Source organism: Candidatus Thiothrix sulfatifontis, assembly GCA_022828425.1.
Taxonomy (GTDB): Bacteria; Pseudomonadota; Gammaproteobacteria; order Thiotrichales; family Thiotrichaceae; genus Thiothrix; species Thiothrix sulfatifontis.
The window spans coordinates 3,422,222-3,444,771 of sequence record CP094685.1 but is presented as its reverse complement, the minus strand read 5'-3'; the positions used below and the strand labels follow the sequence as shown (position 1 = coordinate 3,444,771).

Annotated in this window: 29 protein-coding genes; 11 read left to right on the top strand and 18 right to left on the bottom strand. The window is 50.3% G+C overall.

What is annotated here, in order from left to right; all coding sequences use genetic code 11:
* Position 1 precedes the first annotated feature (1 nt).
* Positions 2-1,420, bottom strand: a complete 1,419-nt coding sequence (gene der / locus L3K52_17245; protein ID UOG91910.1) for a ribosome biogenesis GTPase Der — start codon at positions 1,418-1,420, stop codon at positions 2-4.
* Positions 1,421-1,480: 60 nt separating this feature from the next.
* Between der and L3K52_17240 the strand changes: the two genes are divergently transcribed.
* A complete protein-coding gene (locus tag L3K52_17240; protein UOG91909.1) occupies positions 1,481-2,026 on the top strand; it encodes an NUDIX hydrolase in 546 nt (181 codons plus the stop codon).
* Here the strand turns inward: L3K52_17240 and L3K52_17235 are convergent, their stop codons facing one another.
* The 7 genes from L3K52_17235 to trpE all read right to left on the bottom strand — a co-directional run bounded on the left by L3K52_17235 (position 2,027) and on the right by trpE (position 7,474).
* Positions 2,027-2,452: an RDD family protein gene (locus L3K52_17235; GenBank protein ID UOG91908.1), complete on the bottom strand. Its 426-nt coding sequence runs from the start codon at positions 2,450-2,452 to the stop codon at positions 2,027-2,029.
* Positions 2,449-2,874, bottom strand: a complete 426-nt coding sequence (locus L3K52_17230; GenBank protein UOG91907.1) for a DUF86 domain-containing protein — start codon at positions 2,872-2,874, stop codon at positions 2,449-2,451. The genes L3K52_17235 and L3K52_17230 overlap by 4 nt, the downstream gene beginning before the upstream one ends.
* Positions 2,867-3,274, bottom strand: coding sequence for a nucleotidyltransferase domain-containing protein (locus L3K52_17225; GenBank protein UOG91906.1), 408 nt, complete (start codon positions 3,272-3,274; stop codon positions 2,867-2,869). The genes L3K52_17230 and L3K52_17225 overlap by 8 nt, the downstream gene beginning before the upstream one ends.
* The gene (locus L3K52_17220) at positions 3,258-4,688 is read right to left on the bottom strand and encodes a hypothetical protein (GenBank protein ID UOG91905.1); all 1,431 of its coding nucleotides are present in this window, start codon (positions 4,686-4,688) and stop codon (positions 3,258-3,260) included. Before L3K52_17220 ends, L3K52_17225 begins: the two co-directional genes overlap by 17 nt.
* An 82-nt stretch (positions 4,689-4,770) precedes the next feature.
* Positions 4,771-5,346, bottom strand: a complete 576-nt coding sequence (locus L3K52_17215; GenBank protein UOG91904.1) for a Uma2 family endonuclease — start codon at positions 5,344-5,346, stop codon at positions 4,771-4,773.
* 47 nt (positions 5,347-5,393) lie between these two features.
* Positions 5,394-5,978, bottom strand: a complete 585-nt coding sequence (locus L3K52_17210; GenBank protein UOG91903.1) for an aminodeoxychorismate/anthranilate synthase component II — start codon at positions 5,976-5,978, stop codon at positions 5,394-5,396.
* Positions 5,979-5,992: 14 nt separating this feature from the next.
* Positions 5,993-7,474 (bottom strand): anthranilate synthase component I, encoded by a 1,482-nt coding sequence (gene trpE / locus L3K52_17205; protein UOG91902.1) that lies wholly within the window; start codon positions 7,472-7,474, stop codon positions 5,993-5,995.
* A gap of 106 nt (positions 7,475-7,580) precedes the next feature.
* Between trpE and gcvA the strand changes: the two genes are divergently transcribed.
* From gcvA to L3K52_17170, 7 genes are all read left to right on the top strand, one after another.
* Positions 7,581-8,555 (top strand): transcriptional regulator GcvA, encoded by a 975-nt coding sequence (gene gcvA / locus L3K52_17200; protein ID UOG91901.1) that lies wholly within the window; start codon positions 7,581-7,583, stop codon positions 8,553-8,555.
* Positions 8,545-8,778, top strand: a complete 234-nt coding sequence (gene moaD / locus L3K52_17195) for a molybdopterin converting factor subunit 1 (protein ID UOG91900.1) — start codon at positions 8,545-8,547, stop codon at positions 8,776-8,778. Before gcvA ends, moaD begins: the two co-directional genes overlap by 11 nt.
* Positions 8,779-8,780: 2 nt before the next feature.
* Positions 8,781-9,224 carry a molybdenum cofactor biosynthesis protein MoaE gene (locus L3K52_17190; protein UOG91899.1) on the top strand — a complete coding sequence of 148 codons (444 nt, stop codon included), beginning with the start codon at positions 8,781-8,783 and terminating at the stop codon, positions 9,222-9,224.
* A gap of 21 nt (positions 9,225-9,245) precedes the next feature.
* Entirely contained in the window at positions 9,246-10,679 is a 1,434-nt protein-coding gene (gene cls, locus L3K52_17185) for a cardiolipin synthase (GenBank protein ID UOG91898.1), read from the top strand.
* A gap of 101 nt (positions 10,680-10,780) precedes the next feature.
* Positions 10,781-11,017, top strand: a complete 237-nt coding sequence (rpmB, locus tag L3K52_17180) for a 50S ribosomal protein L28 (GenBank protein ID UOG91897.1) — start codon at positions 10,781-10,783, stop codon at positions 11,015-11,017.
* Positions 11,018-11,037: 20 nt separating this feature from the next.
* Positions 11,038-11,208, top strand: a complete 171-nt coding sequence (gene rpmG / locus L3K52_17175; protein ID UOG91896.1) for a 50S ribosomal protein L33 — start codon at positions 11,038-11,040, stop codon at positions 11,206-11,208.
* An 81-nt stretch (positions 11,209-11,289) separates the two neighbouring features.
* Positions 11,290-11,778: an SRPBCC family protein gene (locus L3K52_17170; GenBank protein ID UOG91895.1), complete on the top strand. Its 489-nt coding sequence runs from the start codon at positions 11,290-11,292 to the stop codon at positions 11,776-11,778.
* Here L3K52_17170 and folK read toward each other — a convergent pair.
* The 4 genes from folK to L3K52_17150 all read right to left on the bottom strand — a co-directional run bounded on the left by folK (position 11,775) and on the right by L3K52_17150 (position 13,551).
* Positions 11,775-12,266, bottom strand: a complete 492-nt coding sequence (gene folK / locus L3K52_17165) for a 2-amino-4-hydroxy-6-hydroxymethyldihydropteridine diphosphokinase (protein ID UOG91894.1) — start codon at positions 12,264-12,266, stop codon at positions 11,775-11,777. The genes L3K52_17170 and folK overlap by 4 nt on opposite strands.
* The gene (gene folB, locus L3K52_17160) at positions 12,248-12,619 is read right to left on the bottom strand and encodes a dihydroneopterin aldolase (GenBank protein ID UOG91893.1); all 372 of its coding nucleotides are present in this window, start codon (positions 12,617-12,619) and stop codon (positions 12,248-12,250) included. The genes folK and folB overlap by 19 nt, the downstream gene beginning before the upstream one ends.
* Before the next feature lie 103 nt (positions 12,620-12,722).
* A complete protein-coding gene (locus L3K52_17155) occupies positions 12,723-13,199 on the bottom strand; it encodes a glycine zipper 2TM domain-containing protein (protein UOG91892.1) in 477 nt (158 codons plus the stop codon).
* Between the two features lie 76 nt (positions 13,200-13,275).
* On the bottom strand, positions 13,276-13,551 hold the full coding sequence (locus L3K52_17150) for a glycine zipper 2TM domain-containing protein (protein ID UOG91891.1): 276 nt from the start codon (positions 13,549-13,551) through the stop codon (positions 13,276-13,278).
* 218 nt (positions 13,552-13,769) lie between these two features.
* Here L3K52_17150 and L3K52_17145 point away from each other — a divergent pair, with 218 nt between their 5' ends.
* Positions 13,770-15,158 carry a glycoside hydrolase family 18 protein gene (locus L3K52_17145; protein UOG91890.1) on the top strand — a complete coding sequence of 463 codons (1,389 nt, stop codon included), beginning with the start codon at positions 13,770-13,772 and terminating at the stop codon, positions 15,156-15,158.
* On the opposite strand, the gene L3K52_17140 is transcribed toward L3K52_17145, so the two are convergent.
* Complete coding sequence (locus tag L3K52_17140; protein ID UOG91889.1) at positions 15,155-16,333, bottom strand: M20 family metallopeptidase; 1,179 nt, start codon at positions 16,331-16,333, stop codon at positions 15,155-15,157. The genes L3K52_17145 and L3K52_17140 overlap by 4 nt on opposite strands.
* Before the next feature lie 89 nt (positions 16,334-16,422).
* Between L3K52_17140 and L3K52_17135 the strand changes: the two genes are divergently transcribed.
* Both L3K52_17135 and mltB read left to right on the top strand, forming a co-directional pair.
* Positions 16,423-17,034 (top strand): hypothetical protein, encoded by a 612-nt coding sequence (locus L3K52_17135; GenBank protein ID UOG91888.1) that lies wholly within the window; start codon positions 16,423-16,425, stop codon positions 17,032-17,034.
* 70 nt (positions 17,035-17,104) lie between these two features.
* Complete coding sequence (mltB, locus tag L3K52_17130; protein UOG91887.1) at positions 17,105-18,256, top strand: lytic murein transglycosylase B; 1,152 nt, start codon at positions 17,105-17,107, stop codon at positions 18,254-18,256.
* Positions 18,257-18,296: 40 nt separating this feature from the next.
* On the opposite strand, the gene corA is transcribed toward mltB, so the two are convergent.
* The 5 genes from corA to L3K52_17105 are packed head-to-tail and all read right to left on the bottom strand — an operon-like array spanning position 18,297 to position 22,527.
* Positions 18,297-19,250 (bottom strand): magnesium/cobalt transporter CorA, encoded by a 954-nt coding sequence (gene corA / locus L3K52_17125; protein ID UOG91886.1) that lies wholly within the window; start codon positions 19,248-19,250, stop codon positions 18,297-18,299.
* A gap of 24 nt (positions 19,251-19,274) precedes the next feature.
* The gene (gene rapZ, locus L3K52_17120; protein ID UOG91885.1) at positions 19,275-20,138 is read right to left on the bottom strand and encodes an RNase adapter RapZ; all 864 of its coding nucleotides are present in this window, start codon (positions 20,136-20,138) and stop codon (positions 19,275-19,277) included.
* A gap of 4 nt (positions 20,139-20,142) precedes the next feature.
* Entirely contained in the window at positions 20,143-20,631 is a 489-nt protein-coding gene (locus L3K52_17115) for a PTS sugar transporter subunit IIA (protein UOG91884.1), read from the bottom strand.
* A 6-nt stretch (positions 20,632-20,637) separates the two neighbouring features.
* Complete coding sequence (gene raiA, locus L3K52_17110) at positions 20,638-20,973, bottom strand: ribosome-associated translation inhibitor RaiA (protein ID UOG91883.1); 336 nt, start codon at positions 20,971-20,973, stop codon at positions 20,638-20,640.
* Positions 20,974-21,033: 60 nt separating this feature from the next.
* A complete protein-coding gene (locus L3K52_17105) occupies positions 21,034-22,527 on the bottom strand; it encodes an RNA polymerase factor sigma-54 (GenBank protein UOG91882.1) in 1,494 nt (497 codons plus the stop codon).
* Between the last annotated feature and the right edge of the window lie 23 nt (positions 22,528-22,550).

Here is a 22,550-nt window from a genome sequence, read left to right as displayed (position 1 = left end):
CTTACTTCTTTTTCTTTTCGCTCTTCTTAATCTTGTGAATCCGCGCAGCCAACCGTTTTTTGGTGTGTTCCTGACGCGGGGTCAGCGTATTGCGCTTGCCTTCATACGGATTTTCGCCGCCTTTGTATTCAATTCGCACCTGACTGCCCACTAATTTCAGGGTTTTGTGGAAATAGTTGGTCAGGTAGCGCGTGTACATATCCGGCACGTAATCGGTACGGTTGCCGTGAATAATGACGCGGAACGGGTTGCTGCCGCCTTGGTGAGCGTAGCGCAATTTGATGCGTTGCCCACGGGTCAGCGGCGGCTGATGCTGTTGCACCGCCATTTCCAGAATGCGTGTCAAGCGTGGCGTAGGCACTTTGAGCATGGCGGAATCGTAAGCGCGTTTCACTGCCGTATACAGCAAGCCAACGTTAGAGCCGTGCAGCGCGGAGATGAAATACTTTTCAGCGAAATCAAGGAACGGCAGTTTGATTTCAAGCTGTTGCTTGATCCACTCGCGGTCGTCGGATTCCATGCCATCCCATTTATTCACCGCCAGAACCAAGGCTTTGCCCGCGTCCAAAATCAGCCCCAGCAGGTGGGCATCTTGGTCGGTGATGCTGTCGTGTGCGTCCACCAGCATAATGACGACGTGGCAACGTTGAATCGCATCCAGTGTTTTGATAATGCTGAACTTTTCAATGGTTTCATCCACGCGGCTGCGGCGGCGTACTCCAGCGGTGTCGATCAAGGTGTAGGCTTGCCCATCGCGTTCAAACGGGATGAAAATGCTGTCGCGGGTTGTGCCCGGTTGGTCGAACGCAATCACGCGCTCTTCGCCCATAATGCGGTTAATCAGGGTCGATTTGCCCACGTTGGGGCGACCCACGAAGGCGATGCGGATGCTGCCGTCGTCTTCCTCTTCTTCCTCGACATCGAAATCCGCGCCGAGTGAATCGAGTACCGCCGTCATCAGCACGGTCACGCCGCGCCCTTGCACCGCTGCAATCTGGAACACTTCGGTGAAACCGAGCGAATAAAATTCGGCGGAGGCTTGATCCGCATCCACCCCGTCGATTTTATTGACCAGCAGGTAAACTGGCTTGCCCATCACGCGGATGTCTTGCGCAATCTGTTGGTCGGCGGCGGTCAGCCCTTGCTTGCCATCGACGATGAACAAGATGGCATCGGATTCCTGCATGGCAGCGCGTGTTTGTTTCGCCATGTGTTCGTCGATGCCGAGTTCTTCACCGCTCAAACCGCCGGTGTCGATCAGCATGTAGCTGCGTCCGTTGAGTTCGCCAGTGCCGTATTTGCGGTCACGAGTCAGGCCGGGAAAGTCCGCCACCAGCGCATCACGCGAGCGGGTCAGGCGGTTGAATAGGGTGGATTTACCGACATTCGGGCGGCCAATCAGTGCGAGGACGGGTTTCATGGTATAAACAGCACAACAGAAAACGAAGCCGGGTAGGATACCATTATTTCAGGAGAAAACATGAATTATTGCAGCGACTGTGGCGCGACCGTGAGTTTACAGATCCCCGAAAACGATGAACGAATGCGTTTTGTGTGTGATACGTGCGGGATGATTCATTACCAAAACCCGAAAATTGTGGCGGGGGCGTTGCCGGTGTGGGGCGAACAGGTGTTGTTGTGTCGGCGAGCAATTGCACCGCGTTACGGCTTGTGGACATTGCCTGCGGGGTTCATGGAAAACGGCGAAACCACCGATCAGGCGGCGGCGCGTGAGGCGCATGAAGAGGCGAATGCGAGCTTGCGCGATTTGCGGCTGTATACGGTGATTAGCATTCCGCACATCAATCAGGTGTACATGCTGTACCGCTGTGAATTGGTGTCGGATGACTTTTCGCCGGGGTTGGAAAGTTTGGAAACGCGCTTGTTCCACGAGCATGAAATTCCGTGGGGCGAGTTGGCGTTTCCGTCGGTGCGCAAGACCTTGGAATGTTTTTTCAGCGATCGTAAGCTGGGCGCGTTTCCGGTACACAATCTGGGTTTTGTAGTGCCAAAACCCGTGGAGTGATCATTTTTTGTGGATGCGCACCAAACGTGTGTGTGAAAAACGGTCATGCCAAGTCAGGCGTTCGGGGTCGAATAAAGAAATTAAAAAACCGACACCTAATGCACCCCAACTGGCGGCTGCCCATATAAAACGGGTTTGGGCTTGCTGCCAGTTGATCGGTTGCCCATCGGTGGTGACGACGCGCACTTTCCATGCTCGCATTCCCAGCGTTTGCCCGCCGTGCGTCCAAAACCAGCCGAAAAAGCCGTAGGTCATGGCGGCGTATGCCAGCATCATCAACGCGGCGGGTGGTTTGATGCCCGTTAGCGCAGTAAAGCTGGCTGACACGATACCCGCGACAATAACGATGCTAAAGCCCGCGAGTACGGTGTCGTAAATGATTGCGCCGAGGCGACGCAGGAGGGTGGCGGGTTCAGCAGTTTTCAAATGTTGTCGTCCTTGAATTTCAGGAGGATAAGTTGGGCAAAATCGATCAATTCTTCCAGATGGTTTTCAATCACATCAACCATAATGCTGAGGTCGAGTTTGGTGTATTCATGTACCAATATGTTACGGAAACCGACCATACCTTTGAGGTGCTGTCCCATCGTGTTGTCGATGATGCTTGCTTCAACCAACAGGGTAAAACTGTCGCTGCTGTCTTTGGGGAGGCCAAGTTTCTTGCTGCGGATGGTAATGTTTGCTAGGTCAATACACAACTGGGCGGCACGTTGCAGATTGATGCTGATGGCATCCTGTTTCATGAAATCCTGCGCGAAAGGCTTGTCCGCAGGCAGTGCGTAGTAGGTGTGGATTTGCTGGATACAGCGTTCGAGACTGTCTTTTTTGTTCAATACACTATCAAGCATGGCGGAAGCGTCCTGTTTTGATGGCATCGTTGATGATGTCTTGGCGTTCAAACTGGAGTTGATGGTACAGCGATAGGGTTAATGCTTCAAATTCGAGGGCGGCACTTTCGTCAGTGCACCAAATACGGCGATTGGCTGTGATGATTTCTTTACGCAAAACCGTATCGACTTGGCGTAAGTTGATGAGATCGACTTTTTCTACTCCGGCAATGCTTGCAAGTTTTTGGGATAGGGTTAGCCATTCCCACGGGTCAATATGCTTGGCTGTTTCATGAGGCAGCAATACAGCGATGTCTAGGTCGCTGTGCGGTGTTTGATGTTCTGTCTCCCATGAGCCGAAGAGGTAGATGGCTTGGGTTGCAGGATACTGCGTTAAAACAGCCTTAACTATCCGTATCATCAGCTTTTCCCAATATTGGTATTATTTTTTCAAGCAAATTATTGGTTTCATCACTACTTAAATATGGTACTTTCAGTGTTCTTGCCCAGAAAAAGTTTCTCCCTGTTATTTCACGTATTTTTTTAATTGAGACATGTGATTTTATTTCTGATGTTTTAGGTATTGCTGTTAAAAACACTACTTCTTTTTTGTAGCTAGTCCCATTTCCTTTGTTTGTTTTTTTGTCTGTTACTTTCCCGGCGGCAATTATTCCATATCCTCTGTGATAGAAAAAAATAATATCTTCTGTGTTTAAATATTCAATGTAATGTTTTGCATCTCCATAAGCAGCAACATACTTGTTTTTCATCATTTCCCATACGGCATTCTCATCATAAGAATTATTGGTGTCAAATAAAACTCCTTTATATTGACTGGAGGTGTTTATATTGATTGGTTCTTCTTCAATGGCATCTGAATAATCGTCTTCAATTGTTTCATTATTAAGTGTTGCTGATATATGCGCTACCATATTAGATAAATCATGTTCATCAGGACTCATTTTTGGAATTTCAATCATTGATCTCTTTGTGTAACTTATTATTGGGTTAGCATATTTTTTTATCTCGTCAAAAGTATCATGATTGATAAATTTATTATGAGCAACGATATTCCTTAGTTCTGTTAGTCTTTTCCATATGCCTTTAAAGTCTTTTCCATTTATCTTTTCAAATTCAGGAAAAAATGTTTCCAAATAACTCTTTGGTAAAATCTTCTCTAGTAATTTTATACTTATAGAGTCTTCTTTATGTTGATTTGATTTGTTAAACTCATGTTTTATGTTGTTAATGCTTTGTTCATATCCATAAACTTCATATAGTATTTTTCCTAAATCAGAAAATTCTAATTCATAAAGATGATTTTGAGATTTTCTTTCTTTTAGTTTTCTGATGTCAGTAGATTTCTCGTTAAATCCTATGAGCCAATCTCTTCCAGCTTTTGTATGCATGAAATAATTAACGATTGCTCTCGTGAGATTTTCGACCTGATGAATTAACTTGTATGATTCGGTAGAGTAAAAAAACGAAATCCCATTCCATAATGTTTCGATTTTTACTCCATCGCATATCACTTCTTGTTTTTCACTTGCTTTTTTTATTGTTAATTTATTTTTATCTATATCAAAAATGTTTTCTATTTTTTTACAAGCACTAAGAAAGCTATCTGGTATCAGATTGTTTTGAAGTTGACAAGAAATTTCCAAAGTAAAAAATATTTCTTTTTCTGCGTTTTCTTCTAGTTTATTTATTTGTATTTTTGGATATATATCTTTAATTTTTTCTTTAATTGATTGCTCATCTTTGAATTCAATGTGGTGATAACAATCGGTTTTTTCTTTTATGGCTATTAAGTACTTATTTGAAATGCTTTCCATGAATATCCCTTCACGTGATATGCGTTGCTAGTAGTTTCTACAGGTATAACTTTTTTCAGTGTAACCTAAGTATGGTGTGATTTCACAGTATCATGTCCATATCTTCGTAAATATCTTCCAGAGTCAGTTGTAGCTTTTTGTCGCCACACTGTATTTCCAATGCTTCGCCTTTTTCTAGTGAGGCAAGCTCCCATTGCTTGCTGGCATTGCGCTGGTAATAGTCAACTTGTACGTGTTCGGGTGAAACTAGCAAGTAATAACGCAGACTGGATATACGCTGATAATTCAGCAGTTTTTCACGGCGGTCAACATTGGCAGTAGCGGGTGATGAAACTTCAACGATGATGCACGGCTGTTCACGGTAATACCCGCCGATATTGTCGTCAGTATCACAGCACAGCATGACATCGGGGTAGTAAAAATAACGCCCGCCTTCCATGCGCAGTTTCATGTCGCTGAGGTACGTAGTGCAAGTCGTGCCGCGCGTTTGGCGGCGCAGATGAAAGCCGATATTCATCGTGACACGATTGTGCTTATCGTTCGCGCCTGCCATTGCATAAATTTGTCCATCCACGTATTCGTGGCGAATGTCTCCGTCGTTTTGAAACGTGAGGTATTCGGCTTCCGTTGTGTAATGTTGTGTCTGTGGTTGGGACATATCAGCAACTCTAGGTAAGGGTAGGTTTTGATGCAAGCATAGCAACCTTACTTTCCATCCAAGAAATTCCGCAACATATCATGCCCGTATTGGGTGAGGATGGATTCGGGATGGAATTGCACACCTTCCACTGGCAGCGTTTTGTGGCGCACACCCATGATTTCATCCAGCTTGCCATCCGCCGTTTCCGTCCACGCGGTAATTTCTAAGCAGTCGGGAATGCTTTCCTGTTCGATCACTAGCGAATGGTAGCGGGTGGCTTCAAACGGGCTGGGTAAGCCGGTGAATACGCCCGTGCCATTGTGATGCACCAAGGAGATTTTGCCGTGCATGATTGCTTTGGCGCGGATGATCTTGCCGCCGAAGGCTTGCCCGATGGATTGATGCCCAAGGCATACGCCGAGGATGGGGATTTTGCCCGCAAAACGCAGCAGGGTGAGGATGGAAATGCCTGCTTCCGTCGGTGTGCAAGGCCCTGGCGACAGTACGATTTTGTCTGGGGCGATGCCGTCAATCGCTTCGACGGGAATTTCGTCGTTACGCACGATTTGAACGTCCGCCCCTAACTCACCCAGATATTGTACGATGTTGTAAGTAAAAGAGTCATAGTTATCAATCATTAAGACGCGCATAGTATACCTCTTGCTTACTTATGTTTGCCGTTCAAGCCGGACAATGCTGCACTAGCCGCACGGAATACCGCCCGCCCTTTGTTCATGGTTTCATCCCATTCCGATTGCGGTACGGAGTCGTACACCACGCCTGCACCCGCTTGAATGTGCAGCACATCATCCTTGATGACGGCAGTACGAATCGCAATCGCAGTATCCATATTGCCGTTCCACGCCAAATAACCGACCGCGCCCGAATACACGCCGCGCTTCACAGGTTCGAGTTCGTCGATGATTTCCATCGCGCGGATTTTCGGCGCACCACTGACGGTTCCGGCGGGGAAGGTGGCGCGTAATACATCCATCGCATCCAGCCCCGCCAGCAGTTTGCCGGTGACGTTGGAAACGATGTGCATGACGTGCGAATAGCGTTCCACGATCATTTTGTCGGTGAGTTTGACCGAGCCGATTTCGCTGACGCGCCCCGCATCGTTGCGCCCAAGGTCGATCAACATCAGGTGTTCGGCGAGTTCTTTGGGGTCGTTGAGCAGTTCGGTTTCGAGTTCCTGATCGCGCTGTTCGGTGTCACCACGGCGGCGCGTTCCGGCAATTGGGCGCACGGTAATCACGTCATCTTCAAGGCGCACCAAAATTTCCGGTGAAGAACCGACGATGTGGAAATCACCCAGATTGAGGAAATACATGTACGGTGATGGATTGAGGCGGCGCAAAGCGCGGTACAAATCCAGCGGCGGCGCGGCAAACGGAATGCTCATGCGCTGCGACAGCACCACTTGCATGATGTCGCCTGCCTTGATGTATTCCTTGGCATCCAGCACCGCTTGCTTGAAACCGTCTTCGGTGAAGCCGGAAATGAAGTCGCTTTCTTCTACCTGTGTCGCTTTGGGGGCGGGTTGGTAAAGGCGGCGGGCTTCCTGCAATTGCTGTTCGAGCGCATTGAGGCGTTGCTGGGCTTGCTGGTAGCCGTTGGCTTCCGCCAAAACGATTAAGTGCAATTCGCCGCGCAAATTGTCGAAGACCACGACTTCATCCGACACCATTAGCACAATGTCGGGTGTACCAATCGGGTCGGGTTTGTCGCGCCCCGTGGCGAGTTTTTTCTCGATGTAACGGATGGTTTCGTAGCCGAAATAGCCGACTAGCCCGCCGTTGAAGCGCGGCAAGTCTTCGATGTCGGGTACTTGGTATTGCTGCTGGAATGCGGTAATCCACGCCAGCGGGTCAGCCACGTCAAAACGTTCAATCGGCTGATGAGCGCGATGCACTTCCACCTGCAAGCCGAACACCTTGATGATGGTTTGCGCAGGCAGGCCAAGCATGGAATAACGTCCCCATTTTTCCCCGCCCTGTACGGACTCGAACAGGTAGGAATAGGGCGCGTCAGCGAGTTTGAGGTAGGCACTTAACGGGGTGTCAAGGTCAGCCAGAATGGTTCGGCGGACAGGAACGCGGTTGTAGCCTTGGGCAATATAGGTATCAAAGATGTCCTGATTCATGGTGTGCGTGGCGTGCATTTCAGGTTGAATAAGGGGAAAAAGTCTAGCACAGTTATTGTTTAAAGTATCACTGCGAGATGCGCGGTGATTCAGGCATAATTGCCCCATGTCACAACAACTGCCCCCCCTGAATGCTTTGCGAGCTTTTGAAGCCGTTGCCCGCCACTTGAGTTTTACCAAAGCGGCGGCAGAACTTCATGTGACTCGTGCCGCCATTAGTCACCAGATTAAATTTCTGGAGGATTACCTTGGCTTTGCGTTGTTGGAACGTAAAAATCGTTCAATTGTGCTCAGCAAAGGCGCGGAGGCAGCCTTGCCAAAATTGCGCCAAGCGTTTGATTGTCTGGCGGATGCAGTGCATTTGATGCGCAATGAAACCCACCGCGAACACATTACGGTATGCGCGGCACCTTCGTTTGCGTCTAAATGGTTGATTCCGCGCCTGCCGCGTTTTTCCCGGCAACACCCGGAAATTGATATGCAAATTAATAGCAATGTCAGTCTGGTAGATGCGGATCTTCAGCAGGATAATCGCGCCATGGATACGTTTTTTCGCCAAAATCAGGTGGATGTGGTCATCGGTTTTGGCGCTGGGCAATACCCCGGTGACAGTATCACCAAGCTGTTTGCGGTATCAGCCGTGCCGGTTTGCAGCCCGGCGTTGTTGAATGCGCAACATCCGCACCCCTTGCACACACCTGCGGATTTGGCGTTTCACACCTTGTTGCATGATGATACGAATTATGTGGGACACCCCAGTTGGTCAAAATGGCTAAAATTACAGGGTGTGGAAGGCATTAATGCGAACCGGGGGCTGCATTTTAACCATGTGTCATTAGCGTTGGATGCGGCTGTGGATGCGCAAGGCGTGCTGTTGAGCATCAAGCCATTGGCGCAAGCTGATATTGATGCGGGCAGGTTGTGCATCCCCTTTGATTTGCCGATGCCATTGGAGCACGCTTACTACGTGTTTCGCCCGCAATCCGCGCCCTTAAATCAACGCGCTTGCGATGTATTTGTGGAATGGTTATTAGAAGAAGCCCATCAAAATCCAATAAAGGGAGGTTTAAATGCCCATTAAAGTACTGTTTTTCGCCAGCCTGCGCGAACGCATCGGGCAAAGCCAACGGCTGCTGGAAACCGATACGCCGTTGACCTTGCAAGAAGTCTGGCAGCGCAGCAGCGGTGAAGCGCATTTGCCGGATAATGTGTTGATGTCCATCAATCAAACGTATGTGGATGCTGACAGCTTGGTGCAACCGGGCGATGAAGTGGCGTTTTTCCCACCCGTTACCGGAGGCTGATCATGCAACACGTTGACGTGCGCGACATGCCGTTTGAGCCTTGGCAATACCTCGCCGATTGGCAAGCGCGACAGTTGCCGGACAATGCGCGTTCCGGGGCAACCGCTGTATTCGTCGGCACAATGCGCGATTTCAACGAAAGCGATGACGTGACGGGCATGTATTTGGAGCATTACCCCGGCATGACCGAGCGCCAATTGGCAACGCTGGTGGCGGAAGCGGCGCAACGCTGGTCGCTGGATGCGGCGTTGGTGGTGCACCGTGTTGGCGAAATCTTACCAGCGCAACCGATTGTGTTGGTGGCAGTGTGGTCAGCTCATCGCGCCGCTGCGTTTGAGGCTTGCCGTCATTTGATGGAAACGCTCAAACACACCGCACCTTTCTGGAAGCGTGAAACCTTGAGTAATGGCACGGTACGTTGGGTTGATCGCAATACGCTCGGTTAACCGCCTGTGGAAGGGATATTCGTGACGGCTTACCTGACAAGTTGGTTTAATACCGGCTTATTATTGTTGGACGTTATTATTGTCGCTACCTTGTTACCGACAGTGGTGCAGCAACGCCGTGAGTCGGGGGCGACACTGGCGTGGGTGTTGGCGATTGTCTTTGTGCCTTTTATTGGGCTGCTAAGTTTTTGGGTGTTTGGCACGACGCGCTTGCATTTGCGCCGTCGCAAACGCCGTCGGGTCGAGGAAAAGTTGGCGAATACGTTACAAAATGTGCAGGTTTGCTTGAATGGTCAGCAATATATTCGCGGGATTCCGCCGTCATTACTCAAATTGGTCAATAAGCTGGATGAAATCGGCCCCGTCGGTGGCAATGCCGTCGACATTATGCGCGAAGGTGAACAGCTATTTGCGGTCTTGGAACAGGCTTTCGCCGCTGCTACCCAGCATATTCATCTGGTCTACTATATCTGGGAGGCGGATTATACCGGCGAACGTTTGCGCAATGCCTTGGTGCAAGCGGCACAGCGTGGGGTCACGGTGCGTTTGCTGGTGGATGATGTGGGTTCGCGTCAGGCCAATGCACGCTTTTTTGCGCCACTGTTAGCCGCAGGCGGGCAAGTCGAACGTTTTCTGAAAGTGAATGTGTTAAGCCGCCAGCTTAATCTGAACAATCGCAATCACCGTAAAGTGGTCATTATTGATGGCATGCTGGCTTTTACGGGCGGGATGAATGTCGGCGATGTGTACGCGGGCAGAGGCGAGCCTTGGCAAGATTTGCACGCACGAATTCAGGGGCCGGTGGTGTATACCTTGCAGGAGGTGTTTTGTCAGGATTGGTATCACGCTACCGGCGAAGATTTGGTGAGCGAGGTGTATTTTCCGGTGATTGCGGATGCCGGAACGATTCACGCGCAATTCCTTGCCAGCGGGCCTGCGGATGAACGTTGGCAAGCGATTCATACCGTGTTGTTTGCGGCGATGAATCTGGCGAATACGCGGATTTGGATTGAAACGCCGTATTTCGTGCCGGATCGCCCGATTCTGATGGCCTTGCAAACAGCAGCATTGCGCGGCGTGGATGTGCGCTTGCTATTGCCGGGGAAATCGGATCATCCGCTGGTATTGTACGCGGGGCGCTCCTTTATAGACGATTTGCTGGCGGCGGGCGTGCGCGTGTTTGAAATGTACCGTGCCATGCCTCATGCCAAAGCGGTGATGATCGACAGCAATTTCGCGACGCTGGGGTCGGCGAATATGGATCAGCGCAGTTTTCGCCTCAATTTTGAAGGCAACATCTTTTTTTACAGCGCCGAAATCGCCAGTAAGCTGGAACAAGATTTTCTAAACGCTTGTGCAAATACGCAGGAAGTGACGGAAGCCCAGCGCCGTCAATTGGGCAAATGGCAGCGTTTGGCTGAAAATATTGCGCGATTGCTGGCGCCATTGTTATGAGCCTTGTGTAAAAAAACAGGTGCTTGGGTTGCTTGCAGGGGGGGCTTCTGGTATCCTCACGCGCCTTTAGAGTTCAAGAATCGCAGATCTGGAGTATCCCGATGTCTCGTGTATGTCAAGTAACAGGTAAGCGTCCCGTCACAGGTAACAATGTGTCGCACGCTAACAATAGAACCAAGCGCCGTTTCCTGCCTAACCTGCACGCGAAGCGCTTCTGGGTCGAAAGCGAAGGACGCTGGGTTCGCCTGCGCGTTTCTGCAAAAGGTATGCGTATTATCGACAAGTTGGGTATTGATACCATTCTTGCTGATATTCGTGGCCGTGGCGAAAAAGTTTAATTTACCGGAGGTAACAGCGAATGGCTAAGAAAGGCGGTCGTGATAAAATCAAGCTGGTTTCTTCCGCAGGAACTGGATTTTTCTATACTACAACCAAGAACAAGCGCACCACGCCGGACAAATTAGAGTTCAGCAAGTACGATCCGGTTGTGCGTAAACATGTTATGTTTAAGGAAGCCAAGATCAAGTAATTGCTTACTGATCTGCGATTCTTTCCAAAGCCCGGCTTCGCCGGGTTTTTGCGTTTACGGAAAAACTTGAGGGAACACCGTATGATGTGGGTTGTAATAACGCTGGTTATCCTGCTGCTGTTGCTGCCGGTATTGGTGGGGTTTTTGATTTCACCCTATCAACAAGTGACGCGGGTCGAATTAATCAAAGCGCCTGCCGATGCCGTGTGGAATGCGCTCAGCGATTTTTCGCAGCAAGCACAATGGCGTGCTGATCTGACCAGTATGCAAATGCTGGATGATGACGAGGGCTTGCGTTGGGTTGAGCAAGTGGCTAATCAGCGTCCGCTAGTATTGCGTAAGCTGAAAGAGTTACCGCTGAAAGAATTGCTGGTAGAAATGACGCAGGGTAGCAATAAGGGGACTCGTCATGCCCGCCTGAATGCCGTTCCCGGTGGCACGCGCGTCACTTTTACGGAAATGCTGGAAACCCGCAGCCCACTAGGGCGCATCAAGGGACGTATGGGCAGCAGCCTTGATCAGCGTTTGGATCATTTTATTCAACAACTGAAAGCGCACTTCACGGCTTAAGCGCCGCAATTTAAGGTAACAGGGCGCATCATTGCCGCCGACAGCGTTGATTCGCGAGCAATCTCGCCGATAGCGCGTTGCAACACGGGGTGCATGACCGTTGAAGCAATTTCCGCCAGCGGGAACAGCACAAATGCATAAGTGAGAATGTCTTGGTGCGGCAAATTGGTGGTCGGTTGCAAGTTCCAATCATCGTAAAGCAACAGATCAACGTCTAGGGTGCGAGGGCTGAACTTCTCCTCGCCACGCAAGCGTCCGTGGGTTTGTTCCAATTCCCGTAAATAGTGTTTCAGGGCGGTTGGCGTTAGCGCGGTGGTAAGGCCAGCGGCTAAATTGAAAAAGGGTTCACCCGCAAACCCTGCGGCGGGCGTTTCATAGACGTGCGAAAACACCACGTGACCAAAATCTTGCTGCAAACGTTGCATCGCGCTGCACAGGTTGGCTTCGCGTGCGATATTGCTGCCAAGGCTTAAATAGACGTTTGCCATTGCCGATTGCCACGTTCAATTTTAACACCGACTTCGCTCGCACCGCGTACTGCGCCGGGTTTGCCGACGGTGACTTGTATCCAAGGAATGTGCAATTCTTGCATGAGGGTTTCTGCGATGGTTTCTGCGAGGCGCTCGACTAATTCGTAATGAGCGCTGTCGACCAGTTGCATGACACGCTTGGCAGCGGTTTTGTAGTTGAGGGTGTCTTTAATGGCGTCGCTGGCGGCGGGGATGCGGTTATCCCACGCCATTTCCAAATCAATGCGAATTTTTTGCAGGATGCGTTTTTCCCACTCGTAAATGCCGATGCGGGCATCGAGGCGCAGGTCGCGTACATAAACTATATCCATACATTGCTCTTGTTGTGGCTATCAAGCATGGATTGTAATACAGAAACCCGCCCCCCGTGAAAGAGGGTAACGGGTTAAAGGAATTAGTGTGCCGATAAAGGCATCAGCGTGACAGTTGCCACTGCCCACGGCTGTCTTGGCAAGCTTGGGTTTGGATATTTTGGTTTCTGCCATCAATCGTACCCACAATGGTCACAGGGCGACAGACGGTACTTTGGTTGTTGACGCTAGCGCGGTAAACCTGACCGGGGTTGACGTTGTATTGGTAGCCGGTGTTTGGGTTTTGCCAGGTGGCTGGGCGACCGCTGTAAATGGATTGACCTAAATTTTGTTGGTCACGCGTGTCCAATTGCGCTCCCCATTGGCTGCCGAGGTAGCTGCCCATCATGGTGCCGATGATGGTCATGGCAGTTTTGCCGTCACCATTGCCGAATTGATTACCTGCAACACCGCCCAATACTGCGCCAATCATTGAACCAGTCTGGGTGTTGTTAATGGGCGCAGTGTCGACGCATCCACTCAGTAGAACGGATGCGACCAGTGCGGTTGCAAGGCGAGAATGATTTATTAATGTTCTCATCGGGACACTCCTGTTCTGATGTTTTGGGAGAGAGGCACTCGCTGCCCAAGCGTGCAGCAGCGAGTCTGTGCGAGGCTTAGTAGCCCCGGTTGTTGTAATACGGTGCTGGTTGCGGCTGTTGGTAGTAACGGTCTTGCTGGGCACCCATTTGACCACCGACAGCGCTGCCGACCATGGTTCCTACGATGGTTGCGGCGGTTTTACCTTGGCCTTGGCCTACTTGGTTGCCTGCAACACCACCGAGTACGGCACCAGCCATTGCGCCAGTTTGTGAATTAGTCATTGGTGTACCGCAAGCAGTCAATGCTGCCGCCAGTGTCAAAGCCCCCAGTGAATAAATAACGGTTTTCATGTATAGCTCCTTAATAGAAATTGTATTTTTGGCTGTCGCCATGTTTTCCCAAACTCTGGTGTAAGATTAGAGTGAGCCTATGTTAAGTAGTTCAGTGAAAATTTCATTATTTTTCATGACGAACGCACAATATTTATTCATTGGTTTTATGCAAAACAATACTAAGCTAATATAACGTTTTTAAAGCTAATGCAGAAAGCACATTAGGAGGATACGCCATGAGAATGACAATGGCCAACGTTAATGCGGTGATGGCGACAGGGCTACTGGCATTACTGGCGTTGGTGGTACCACCTGCCGTTCACGCCGGTGAAAAGATTACCAAGCCGTGGGTAACGGGTTATGTCACGGGCGAATGGCACCGCAGCGATGGCACCGTTGGCATTCTTAACGATGAGGACTGGGACACCCTCACGCATATTATTCATCACGCGGCAGGGCTGAACAGCAATGGCACATTAGACCTGAATTACGGCGGCTGGGGGTTGGATAGCGAAAGTCGGCGGACAGGGTTGATTGAGCAAGCTCATGCAAAAGGCGTAAAAGTTTTATTCAGTGTCGTCAATTTTGGTGGGTATGCCCCGGTATTGGCAGATGCAGCCAAGCGGCGAACCTTGGTAACTCAACTCATTGATGTACTTAAAAACGGCACTGGCCCCGGTTACGATGGGCTTGATATTGACCTAGAGCCTGTCACAGCGGACAGTTCCGGCAATAACCCGAATTACGAAGCGTTCATCACCGAATTGCAAGCCCAAATGAAGACGCTTAATAAAACCAACAATCCCGGTATGTTGGTGGAACGCCCGTTATTAGCGATTGCGACCGGTATTGAAGTGGTGGTCGATAACAGCACTGGTAATTTACGTAAGCTCTTGACTAAGCTGCAAGATAAATTGGATCAAATTAATGTCATGGCTTATGACTTAGCGATTGCTAATGACGGGGTTACTTGGCACGACGGTGCGTTATACGACGGCGGCAATAAATATCCAACCAACCCTGCGAGATCGGTAATGTCAGCGGACAGAGCGCTTCAGCAATTCATCAGTGCTGGGGTATTGCCCAGTAAACTGGGGTTGGGTATCAGCGGTGAAATACGCGGTTGGATTGGAGGAAAAGTAACCTCTACCACCGATGGCGTGACAGCTCCCATGCAAACCTGGACTGCTTTGCCGGGTACGTGGGAATCTTCGGGTGGCGACAAGATTGATCGTGGTCGTTATTCGCAATTAATGAAGCCCGGTTATCAATGTGTCAAGGGGGCAAGTAACGATTGCAGCTACAAACCGGAGTATTACCGTTGGGACGATAAAGCCAAAATGCCCTACTTGAGTATCAATAAAGCCGGTTCAGATGCTGACATGTTCATCTCCTACAACGATGCGCGTTCGGTGTCGGAAAAGGTTAAGTACGTCAAAGAAAAAGGTTTGGGTGGGGTGATGCTGTGGGAGTTAGGGCGTGAATGCCTACCACCGGGGGCAGGTGGCGGTTCCATTGATCAGTGTGTTTCTGGCGACGGCAAATATCGCCCACTTTTGAAAGCGATTCGCCAGACCCTGCGCACCGGGACTGGCAAATACAAGCCGTTGCTGGTGCAACCTTAACGACACAAGTGTTGCACTAAACGCACCCAGTAACTTGCCCCTAGCGGCAAGATATTGTCGTTGAAATCGTAATACGGATTGTGCAAAGCGCGGCTTTCGTTCGCGTCGCCATTGCCGATCCAGATGTACGCACCGGGGCGGTGTTGCAGCATATAGGCGAAATCTTCCGCACCCATGCTCGGTGGCGGGTTCCATTGCACACATGCCTCGCCCACTAACGCGGTCGTGACCTGATAACAGGCTTCGGCATTGCTGGAATGGTTGATAGTGGCGGGGTAGCCTTCCATAAAACGCACACTGGCACTGGCAGCAAACGCTTGCGCGGTGTGTTCTACCAAGTGTTGCAGGCGTTGCTTCAATAAGGCGCGATCTTGCGGATCAAGGCTGCGGATAGTGCCATGCAAACTCACGGTTTCAGGGATCACATTGTAAGCACTGCCGCCGAGCATTTTGGTAATGCTAATCACGCCGCCGCTGGTGGGTTTCAGGTTACGTGCGACAATGCTTTGCGTTGCCGTAATAATATGCCCGGCAACCAATACCGGGTCAATGACTGTATCCGGCATCGCGGCATGACCGCCTTGCGCTTGGATTTCAATGTCGAAACTGTCGGTCGATGCCATGACCGCGCCGGAATGCACCGCAAACTGCCCGGTGGGAATCCCCGGCCAATTATGCATTCCGTACACTTCGGTGATGGGGAAGCGCTGGAATAAGCCCGCCTCAATCATGCATTTTGCCCCGGCATTGCTTTCTTCTGCGGGTTGAAAAATGAAATACACTGTTCCCGCAAAATCCGGGTGTTGTGCCAAAATCGTGGCAGCCCCCAGCAACATGGTGGTGTGGCCGTCATGCCCGCAGCCGTGCATTTTACCGTGATGGCAGGAGGCATGGGCGAAGGTATTCAATTCGGTCAGCGGTAGCGCATCCATATCCGCGCGTAAACCAACATGTTTGACGCCGGGCTGCTTGCCGGGTAGCACGCCGACCACGCCGGTTTCACCAATGCCGGTGTGAACTTCCATTCCCAATGCCTGCAACCGTGCCGCGACTTGAGCGCTGGTGCGGAATTCTTCGTAAGCGGTTTCGGGGTGTTGGTGAATATCGCGCCGCCATTGTTGCATGGCAGCGTGTAGCGCATGGCTGGCGGCAATTGGGTCAAGTTTGGCGGTCATATTACATCCTTTCTTTTCGTGTGTGGTCGCGATTTTATGGGGGAGGTCTGGTATTCTTCTCATGATCAATCCTCTCAGGTATCACACTCATGAAAAGACTACAAGGCATCGTATTATTAATTGCTGGTTTAGCCGCAAGTCAGGTGCAGGCGCAAGAGCCACCCGCCGCCGCTCCGCTGCCCGCCGCCCCGAATACGCAAACGTATGTGCCGCAGCCGCAGCAACCAGCGGCTTACCCGTATACCAGTTACCCCAGCTACTCCAGTTATAATTACAACAACTACGGTTATTCTGCTTACCCTTATGCTTATTATCCGTACATGCAGCAGCAACAGCAGGGTTACAACCCTTATAACGCCTACTACGCGCAGCAATACAACCCTTATGCTGCGCAACGCATGATGCCTGTTTACCCGCAACGCCCTCCTGTCCAGCAGGAAAAGAAAGCCAAGCCGTGGGGCGATACGCGCTACATCTGGCCTGATTATTACACCGATTTTACCAGTGAAGCCTTCGATAAAATGATTAATGCGCCTTACGACATGGGCAGAATGCCGGGTGGTGTGCGGTTCCCCTCAATCAGTATGCCTGACCCCGTAACCGTGGGCGATGCGATTGCTAACCAAGTACCGCCGTTTGCGGAAGAAGCGGGTAATATGGTGCCAGTGGACGATATGGGCAATGTATTGCCATTCAAATAATACCGGCGCTATGGTAAACTATTGTTTAATTTTTACCTTAAATAACTTTGAATGATAGTCGGAGGCTTGAATGTATTTGCCGAAAAACCTGCTTGCTTGTGGGGCAGCAGTAGCGTTGTTGTTGAGTTTGGGGGCGTGCAGCTCGACACCGGAAAAATCCGAGGCTGCGGACAACAGCAGTACCCAGCAAGTAAAACAGGGGCAGGCGTCAGTAAAATTGCCGTCTGATCAAGCACAAGTCTTGAGTTATGGCGGTAAAGGTGTCGGTAATTACGCCGCTGCCAGTTTGAGCGGGGATTTTGCCGGGGATGCGCAATTATTGAATTTCATCGAAACCATGGTGAATAATCACGGATTTAATCGCGATTATTTGTACGGGGTGTTTTCCCAAGTCCGTAACCGCGATGACGTTGCCCGTCTTTGGGCGGGTTCAAGTTCAGACCCCGGCAGCCCGAAAGGTTGGCACGCTTACCGTGACCGTTTTGTGACCGCCGCGAATGTGCAACGCGGGGCGGAATTCTGGCAGCAGCATTCGGCGCATTTGCAACGGGCGCAACAGCAATACGGCGTTCCCGCTGAATACATTATCGGCATCATGGGCGTGGAAACCCGCTGGGGGCGCATTCTGGGGAAACATCGGGTGATTGATGCACTGGCGACTTCCGCTATTGTCAATCAACGCCGTAGCCAATTTTTCTTTGATGAATTGAAAAACTACCTGTTGATGACCCGCAGTGAACGCATGGATCCGCTTGCACCGAAAGGCTCGTTCGCGGGGGCTATGGGTTATGGGCAATTCATGCCGAGCAGCTTCCATGCTTTCGCAGTGGACTTTGATGGCGACGGCGTGCGTGATTTGTGGAATCCGGTGGATGCGATTGGCAGTGTGGCGAATTACTTTGCGAAAAACGGTTGGCAGCCGGGTGGCGAAGTCGCCGTGCCCGCACAAGTAACCTCTAACCAGTATGCCAATGTGCCGGATGGTTTTAAGGTGAAGTATTCCATGTCAGATTTGCAGCGCATCGGCGTTACCCCGCAATACGGCAGGGGTTCAACGGGTACGGTGCATTTATTAGCGTTGAGTACCGTGCCGAATGGTTATAAGGAACCGTGGATCGGTTACAAAAACTTCCATGTGATTACCCGCTACAACCGCAGCAATTATTACGCAATGACGGTGCATTTATTGGCGCAGTCCGTGCGTGAGCGTGTCGGCAAGTAAAACATTGTCTTCTACCGTAGGGGCGAAAAATCTTTCGCTCCTACATCCAGCCTTTACGTTTAAAGAACCAGTAGGGCGTTACCCCCGCCAGAATCATTAAACCAATCGCCATGGGGTAGCCAAACACCCAATCCAATTCTGGCATCACCCGGAAATTCATCCCGTACAAGCTGGCGACCAGTGTTGGCGGTAAAAATACTACCGCTGCAATCGAAAACATCTTGATGATTTTATTCTGTTCAATATTGATAAAACCTTGCGTGGTTCCCATTAAAAAGTTGATTTTGTCGAACAAAAATGTGGTATGCGACATCAAGGTGTCAATGTCGCGAATGATTTCAGGGATGATTTCTTGCCCTGCTTGGGTATCGCGCAATTGACGTTGCAGGAAGGCAATTGAGCGTTGGGTATCCATCAAACATAGGCGCACTTTGCCGTTGCTGTCTTCCAATGCTGCCAAGTCGTCGATGGCACTTTCCAAATCGGTGGTGGTTTCTTCCAGCACTTTGTGGCTGATGACTTCGAGTTCCAAGTGCAAATCTTCGATGGTATCCGCAAGATTTTCCACTTTTTGTTCAAACATGGTTAGCAGCAAATGGCGCGGGGTGCGCACTTCCACTTGCCCACGCCGCGCGCGCATTCTGAGCAGGCGAAAATCAGCAAGTTCCTGTTCGCGTACCGTGATCAAGCGATCGGCTTGTAAAATGAACGCGACCGTGGTGGTTTCCATGCGGCCTTCACTTTGGGTGACGAACAGCGAATGCACGTGGATGCCGCTGTTATCGGTGAAGTAACGGGCAGAGGATTCGATTTCCTCAACATCATCCGATTCCGGTAATTCGGTGTGCAGCAGGATTTCTAAACGGTCGCGCTCTTCGTCTGAAGTGTCTTGCGCATCAATCCAGCCAGTGTTGGAAATGGCGTAATCCAAGAGTTTGTCGCCGAGTTTATGCTCGACTAGTTTGCCATCCGCAAAGCCGAAAAATCGTAACATTGTGGGTCTCCGCAGGTGTTTTATTTAGCGCACGTAATTCAGTTCGCGGTGGCGCAAAATCACATTTTCGCCCATGATACGGTGAAAATGCTGATACAGGCGCTCGGCCAAATACACCGAACGGTGCCGCCCGCCAGTGCAGCCAATGGACACCGTTAAGTAGGCGCGTTGGCAATTGCTGTCGAGGCTAGGCAGCCAGTTACCGAGGAAATCACGAATGTCGGTGTACATCCGTTGTACTTCGTCGTGTTGTTCCAGCCATGCAATAATGCTCGCATCACGCCCAGTGAACGAGCGCAAATCGGGTTCCCAATACGGGTTGGGCAGGCAACGTACATCAAATAAGAAATCCGAATCCGTCGGCTGGTTGTGCTTGAAACCAAACGATTGAACCATCAACGACAAATGTTGCTGTTCAGTTTGCGAAATGCGTGCTTTCAGCATTCGCCCTAATTCGTACACGCCGATGTGTGAGGTATCCAGCCGTAGATCTGCATCCATGGCAAGGGGTTCCAACAATTCGGCTTCCAGCGCAATGGCTTTATCGAGTTCTTGGGTTTCGCTGGTTAATGGGTGGCGACGGCGTGTTTCATTGTAGCGTTTGCGCAAGACTTCTTGTTCAGCATACAAATACACCACTTGGGTGCTGGGAACACGTTGCTTGACTCGCTTTATGATGGCGGGTGTGTCCAGCAAATTATCGCGACCGCCCCGAATGTCGATGCCAACCGCTAAGTGTGGCTGCTTGGCTATTTGCGGTGTGCCCAAGAGCGCTTCCAAAAGTTGCGACGGCAAATTGTCGATACAGTAATAACCGTTGTCTTCAAGCGTGTGCAGTGCGTAGCTTTTGCCCGCGCCGGACATGCCACTGATAATGACTAAGTGCATGGAATTAGGCTGCCATTGCACCCACGAACGGGTGTTGGGGTTGAGTAAACAGTTCAAGGAAATGATCGAACATGGCTTGCGCGTCCTGATGGCAACAAATCTGCTCGATCAGGGATTTTTGCATCAAGGTACTGGTTAGTTGCGTGATCAATTCAGAATAATCAGGGGCTTGGTTGGCTGGTACGAGGATCGCCATGAATAGCTGCACGGGTTTTTTATCCGGTGTATCCATCTTAACGCCGTCCTCCAGTAACAACAAAGCCCCACAAGGTTGCTGGATGGACACGCACGCATGGGGAATGGCAACGCCATTGCCGATAGCGGTACTACCCAGTTTCTCCCGATTGGTCAGGGCGTCGAAAATGGCTTCGGTTCCTAAGCTTGTTTGACCAGTGGCAAGCATACTCGCCAATTGTTCAAAAGCACGTTTCTTGCTGGAAACGTCCGGTTTGCAAGCAATCCGTGCGGGAGAAAGCAGGGTAGTCATGTCCATGTGTTATCAGTCCGTTGTTTCAGATGCTGCGACTAATTGAGCCACTTCTTCACGGTGATGGTCTTTCACTTTTTCCTTGTGTTTGACAATCTGTCGATCGAGCTTGTCCGTCAGCGCATCAATTGCTGCATACATATCATCCGCATAGGCATCGGCAAATAAGTGATGACCATTGACATGGAAGGTTGCTTCCGCCTTGTGACGTTGTTTTTCGACTTCGAGGATGAAGTGTATTTTCATTACCTGGTCGAAGTGGCGCTTGAGGCGTTCAGCCTTTTCGCGCACGTAATTATTCATGGATTCTGTCACTTCAAGGTGATGACCAGTGATTTCTAATTGCATAAGGCAAGCTCCTTGTTCAGGTCATGGAAAAAACCACACCCCATGTTATGGGCGCATGGCTTAGGTCGGAAGCAATGCTTTCCGGTCATGCGACGACGGAATCGACATGGCTTCACGGTACTTGGCGACGGTGCGCCGCGCTACGTTAATGCCTTGCTGGTTCAGCAAAGCCGTTAATTGATTGTCACTTAAGGGCGAATGTTGATTTTCCTCATTGATTAATTTCTTAAGCATGGCGCGAATCGCGGTGGAGGAACAGCTAGACCCGGTATCGGTGTCGACTTGGCTGGAAAAGAAGTATTTGAATTCAAAAATACCGCGTGGGGTATACAGGTATTTGTTGGTGGTGACGCGGGAAATGGTGGATTCGTGCATTTCTAGCTCTTCTGCAATGTCCCGGAGAATGAGTGGCTTCATCGCCTGTTCTCCATATTGCATGAAAGCACTTTGCCGTTCAACTATTGCTTTGGCAACACCCAACAAGGTGGAATTGCGACTTTCCACGCTGCGAATCAGCCAGCGGGCTTGTTGCAGATTGGACTTGAAGTAAGTGGCATCACGTTCAGTTTTCATCTGACCCAACATGTCTGCATAGTACTGATTAACTTGCAGATTAGGCGTGACTTGCGCGTTCAGTGAAACCACCCATTCTCCTTTGATCTTACGGACATACGCATCCGGCACGATGTAATCAGCCGCCGTTGCGGAATAAGCACTACCCGGTCGCGGTTGTAGACTGCGTAATAGTAAGAGGATCTCTTCCAACTCACCTTGTTCTATTTTCAACCGCTTGCTAATTTCTTTATAGTCGCGCCGTTCCATCAAGTCTAGGTGTTTTTCGACTAAATGACGTGCTTTGAAGAGCAGGCGGCTTTCGGGTAGGTGCGCGAGTTGAATCAGCAGGCATTCGCGTAAGTTGCGGGCACCCACGCCTAAGGGATCGAGTTGTTGGATGAACTTGAGTACCACTTCAATATCATCGAGCTCAATGAGCAGATCTTGGTCGAATGATTCCAGAATATCGTCCAGCGGATCGCACAAATAGCCCGCATCATCCAGCGAACTAATAATCACCGTGGCAATTTGTTTGTCGATGCTGGTCAGGTTGCTCATGCGAATTTGCCATAGCAGGTGTTCCTGCAAGCCACTGTCGGCAGTATCACCTTGATTTTCTAAGAAACCGCTGTTGTCGCCACTGCCATCACTGTTGCTGCTGCGGGTGTCGTAGACATCTTCCCACTCGGCATCCATGTGTAATTCGTCGGGAATGTCTTGGTCGAATGGAGATGCGTCGTCGGGTGCATCGACGGTGGTTTCATTATCAGGTTTGCTGTCGTTGCTGCTGTCGGTGGTGTTGGCAAGGTCGGGGGCAGGTTCCGGGCGTGACTCATCGGTGTCTTCGGCTAATTGCAGCAAGGGATTTTCTTCCAACGCCTGTTGGATTTCGTTTTGTAATTCCAGCGATGACAGTTGCAACAAACGAATGGCTTGCTGCAACTGCGGCGTCATTGAAAGTGTCTGACCAAGTTTGAGATCGAATCCCTGTCTGAGCATTGTTCTTGTTGTTCCTTGTGCCT

Coding starts and splice junctions, on each gene's coding strand:
- der (UOG91910.1), bottom strand. CDS start 1,420: ATGAAACCCGTCCTCGCACTGATTGGCCGCCCGAATGTCGGTAAATCC.
- L3K52_17240 (UOG91909.1), top strand. CDS start 1,481: ATGAATTATTGCAGCGACTGTGGCGCGACCGTGAGTTTACAGATCCCC.
- L3K52_17230 (UOG91907.1), bottom strand. CDS start 2,874: ATGCTTGATAGTGTATTGAACAAAAAAGACAGTCTCGAACGCTGTATC.
- L3K52_17225 (UOG91906.1), bottom strand. CDS start 3,274: ATGATACGGATAGTTAAGGCTGTTTTAACGCAGTATCCTGCAACCCAA.
- L3K52_17220 (UOG91905.1), bottom strand. CDS start 4,688: ATGGAAAGCATTTCAAATAAGTACTTAATAGCCATAAAAGAAAAAACC.
- L3K52_17215 (UOG91904.1), bottom strand. CDS start 5,346: ATGTCCCAACCACAGACACAACATTACACAACGGAAGCCGAATACCTC.
- L3K52_17210 (UOG91903.1), bottom strand. CDS start 5,978: ATGCGCGTCTTAATGATTGATAACTATGACTCTTTTACTTACAACATC.
- trpE (UOG91902.1), bottom strand. CDS start 7,474: ATGAATCAGGACATCTTTGATACCTATATTGCCCAAGGCTACAACCGC.
- gcvA (UOG91901.1), top strand. CDS start 7,581: ATGTCACAACAACTGCCCCCCCTGAATGCTTTGCGAGCTTTTGAAGCC.
- moaD (UOG91900.1), top strand. CDS start 8,545: ATGCCCATTAAAGTACTGTTTTTCGCCAGCCTGCGCGAACGCATCGGG.
- L3K52_17190 (UOG91899.1), top strand. CDS start 8,781: ATGCAACACGTTGACGTGCGCGACATGCCGTTTGAGCCTTGGCAATAC.
- rpmB (UOG91897.1), top strand. CDS start 10,781: ATGTCTCGTGTATGTCAAGTAACAGGTAAGCGTCCCGTCACAGGTAAC.
- rpmG (UOG91896.1), top strand. CDS start 11,038: ATGGCTAAGAAAGGCGGTCGTGATAAAATCAAGCTGGTTTCTTCCGCA.
- L3K52_17170 (UOG91895.1), top strand. CDS start 11,290: ATGATGTGGGTTGTAATAACGCTGGTTATCCTGCTGCTGTTGCTGCCG.
- folK (UOG91894.1), bottom strand. CDS start 12,266: ATGGCAAACGTCTATTTAAGCCTTGGCAGCAATATCGCACGCGAAGCC.
- folB (UOG91893.1), bottom strand. CDS start 12,619: ATGGATATAGTTTATGTACGCGACCTGCGCCTCGATGCCCGCATCGGC.
- L3K52_17155 (UOG91892.1), bottom strand. CDS start 13,199: ATGAGAACATTAATAAATCATTCTCGCCTTGCAACCGCACTGGTCGCA.
- L3K52_17150 (UOG91891.1), bottom strand. CDS start 13,551: ATGAAAACCGTTATTTATTCACTGGGGGCTTTGACACTGGCGGCAGCA.
- L3K52_17145 (UOG91890.1), top strand. CDS start 13,770: ATGAGAATGACAATGGCCAACGTTAATGCGGTGATGGCGACAGGGCTA.
- L3K52_17140 (UOG91889.1), bottom strand. CDS start 16,333: ATGACCGCCAAACTTGACCCAATTGCCGCCAGCCATGCGCTACACGCT.
- L3K52_17135 (UOG91888.1), top strand. CDS start 16,423: ATGAAAAGACTACAAGGCATCGTATTATTAATTGCTGGTTTAGCCGCA.
- mltB (UOG91887.1), top strand. CDS start 17,105: ATGTATTTGCCGAAAAACCTGCTTGCTTGTGGGGCAGCAGTAGCGTTG.
- corA (UOG91886.1), bottom strand. CDS start 19,250: ATGTTACGATTTTTCGGCTTTGCGGATGGCAAACTAGTCGAGCATAAA.
- rapZ (UOG91885.1), bottom strand. CDS start 20,138: ATGCACTTAGTCATTATCAGTGGCATGTCCGGCGCGGGCAAAAGCTAC.
- L3K52_17115 (UOG91884.1), bottom strand. CDS start 20,631: ATGGACATGACTACCCTGCTTTCTCCCGCACGGATTGCTTGCAAACCG.
- raiA (UOG91883.1), bottom strand. CDS start 20,973: ATGCAATTAGAAATCACTGGTCATCACCTTGAAGTGACAGAATCCATG.
- L3K52_17105 (UOG91882.1), bottom strand. CDS start 22,527: ATGCTCAGACAGGGATTCGATCTCAAACTTGGTCAGACACTTTCAATG.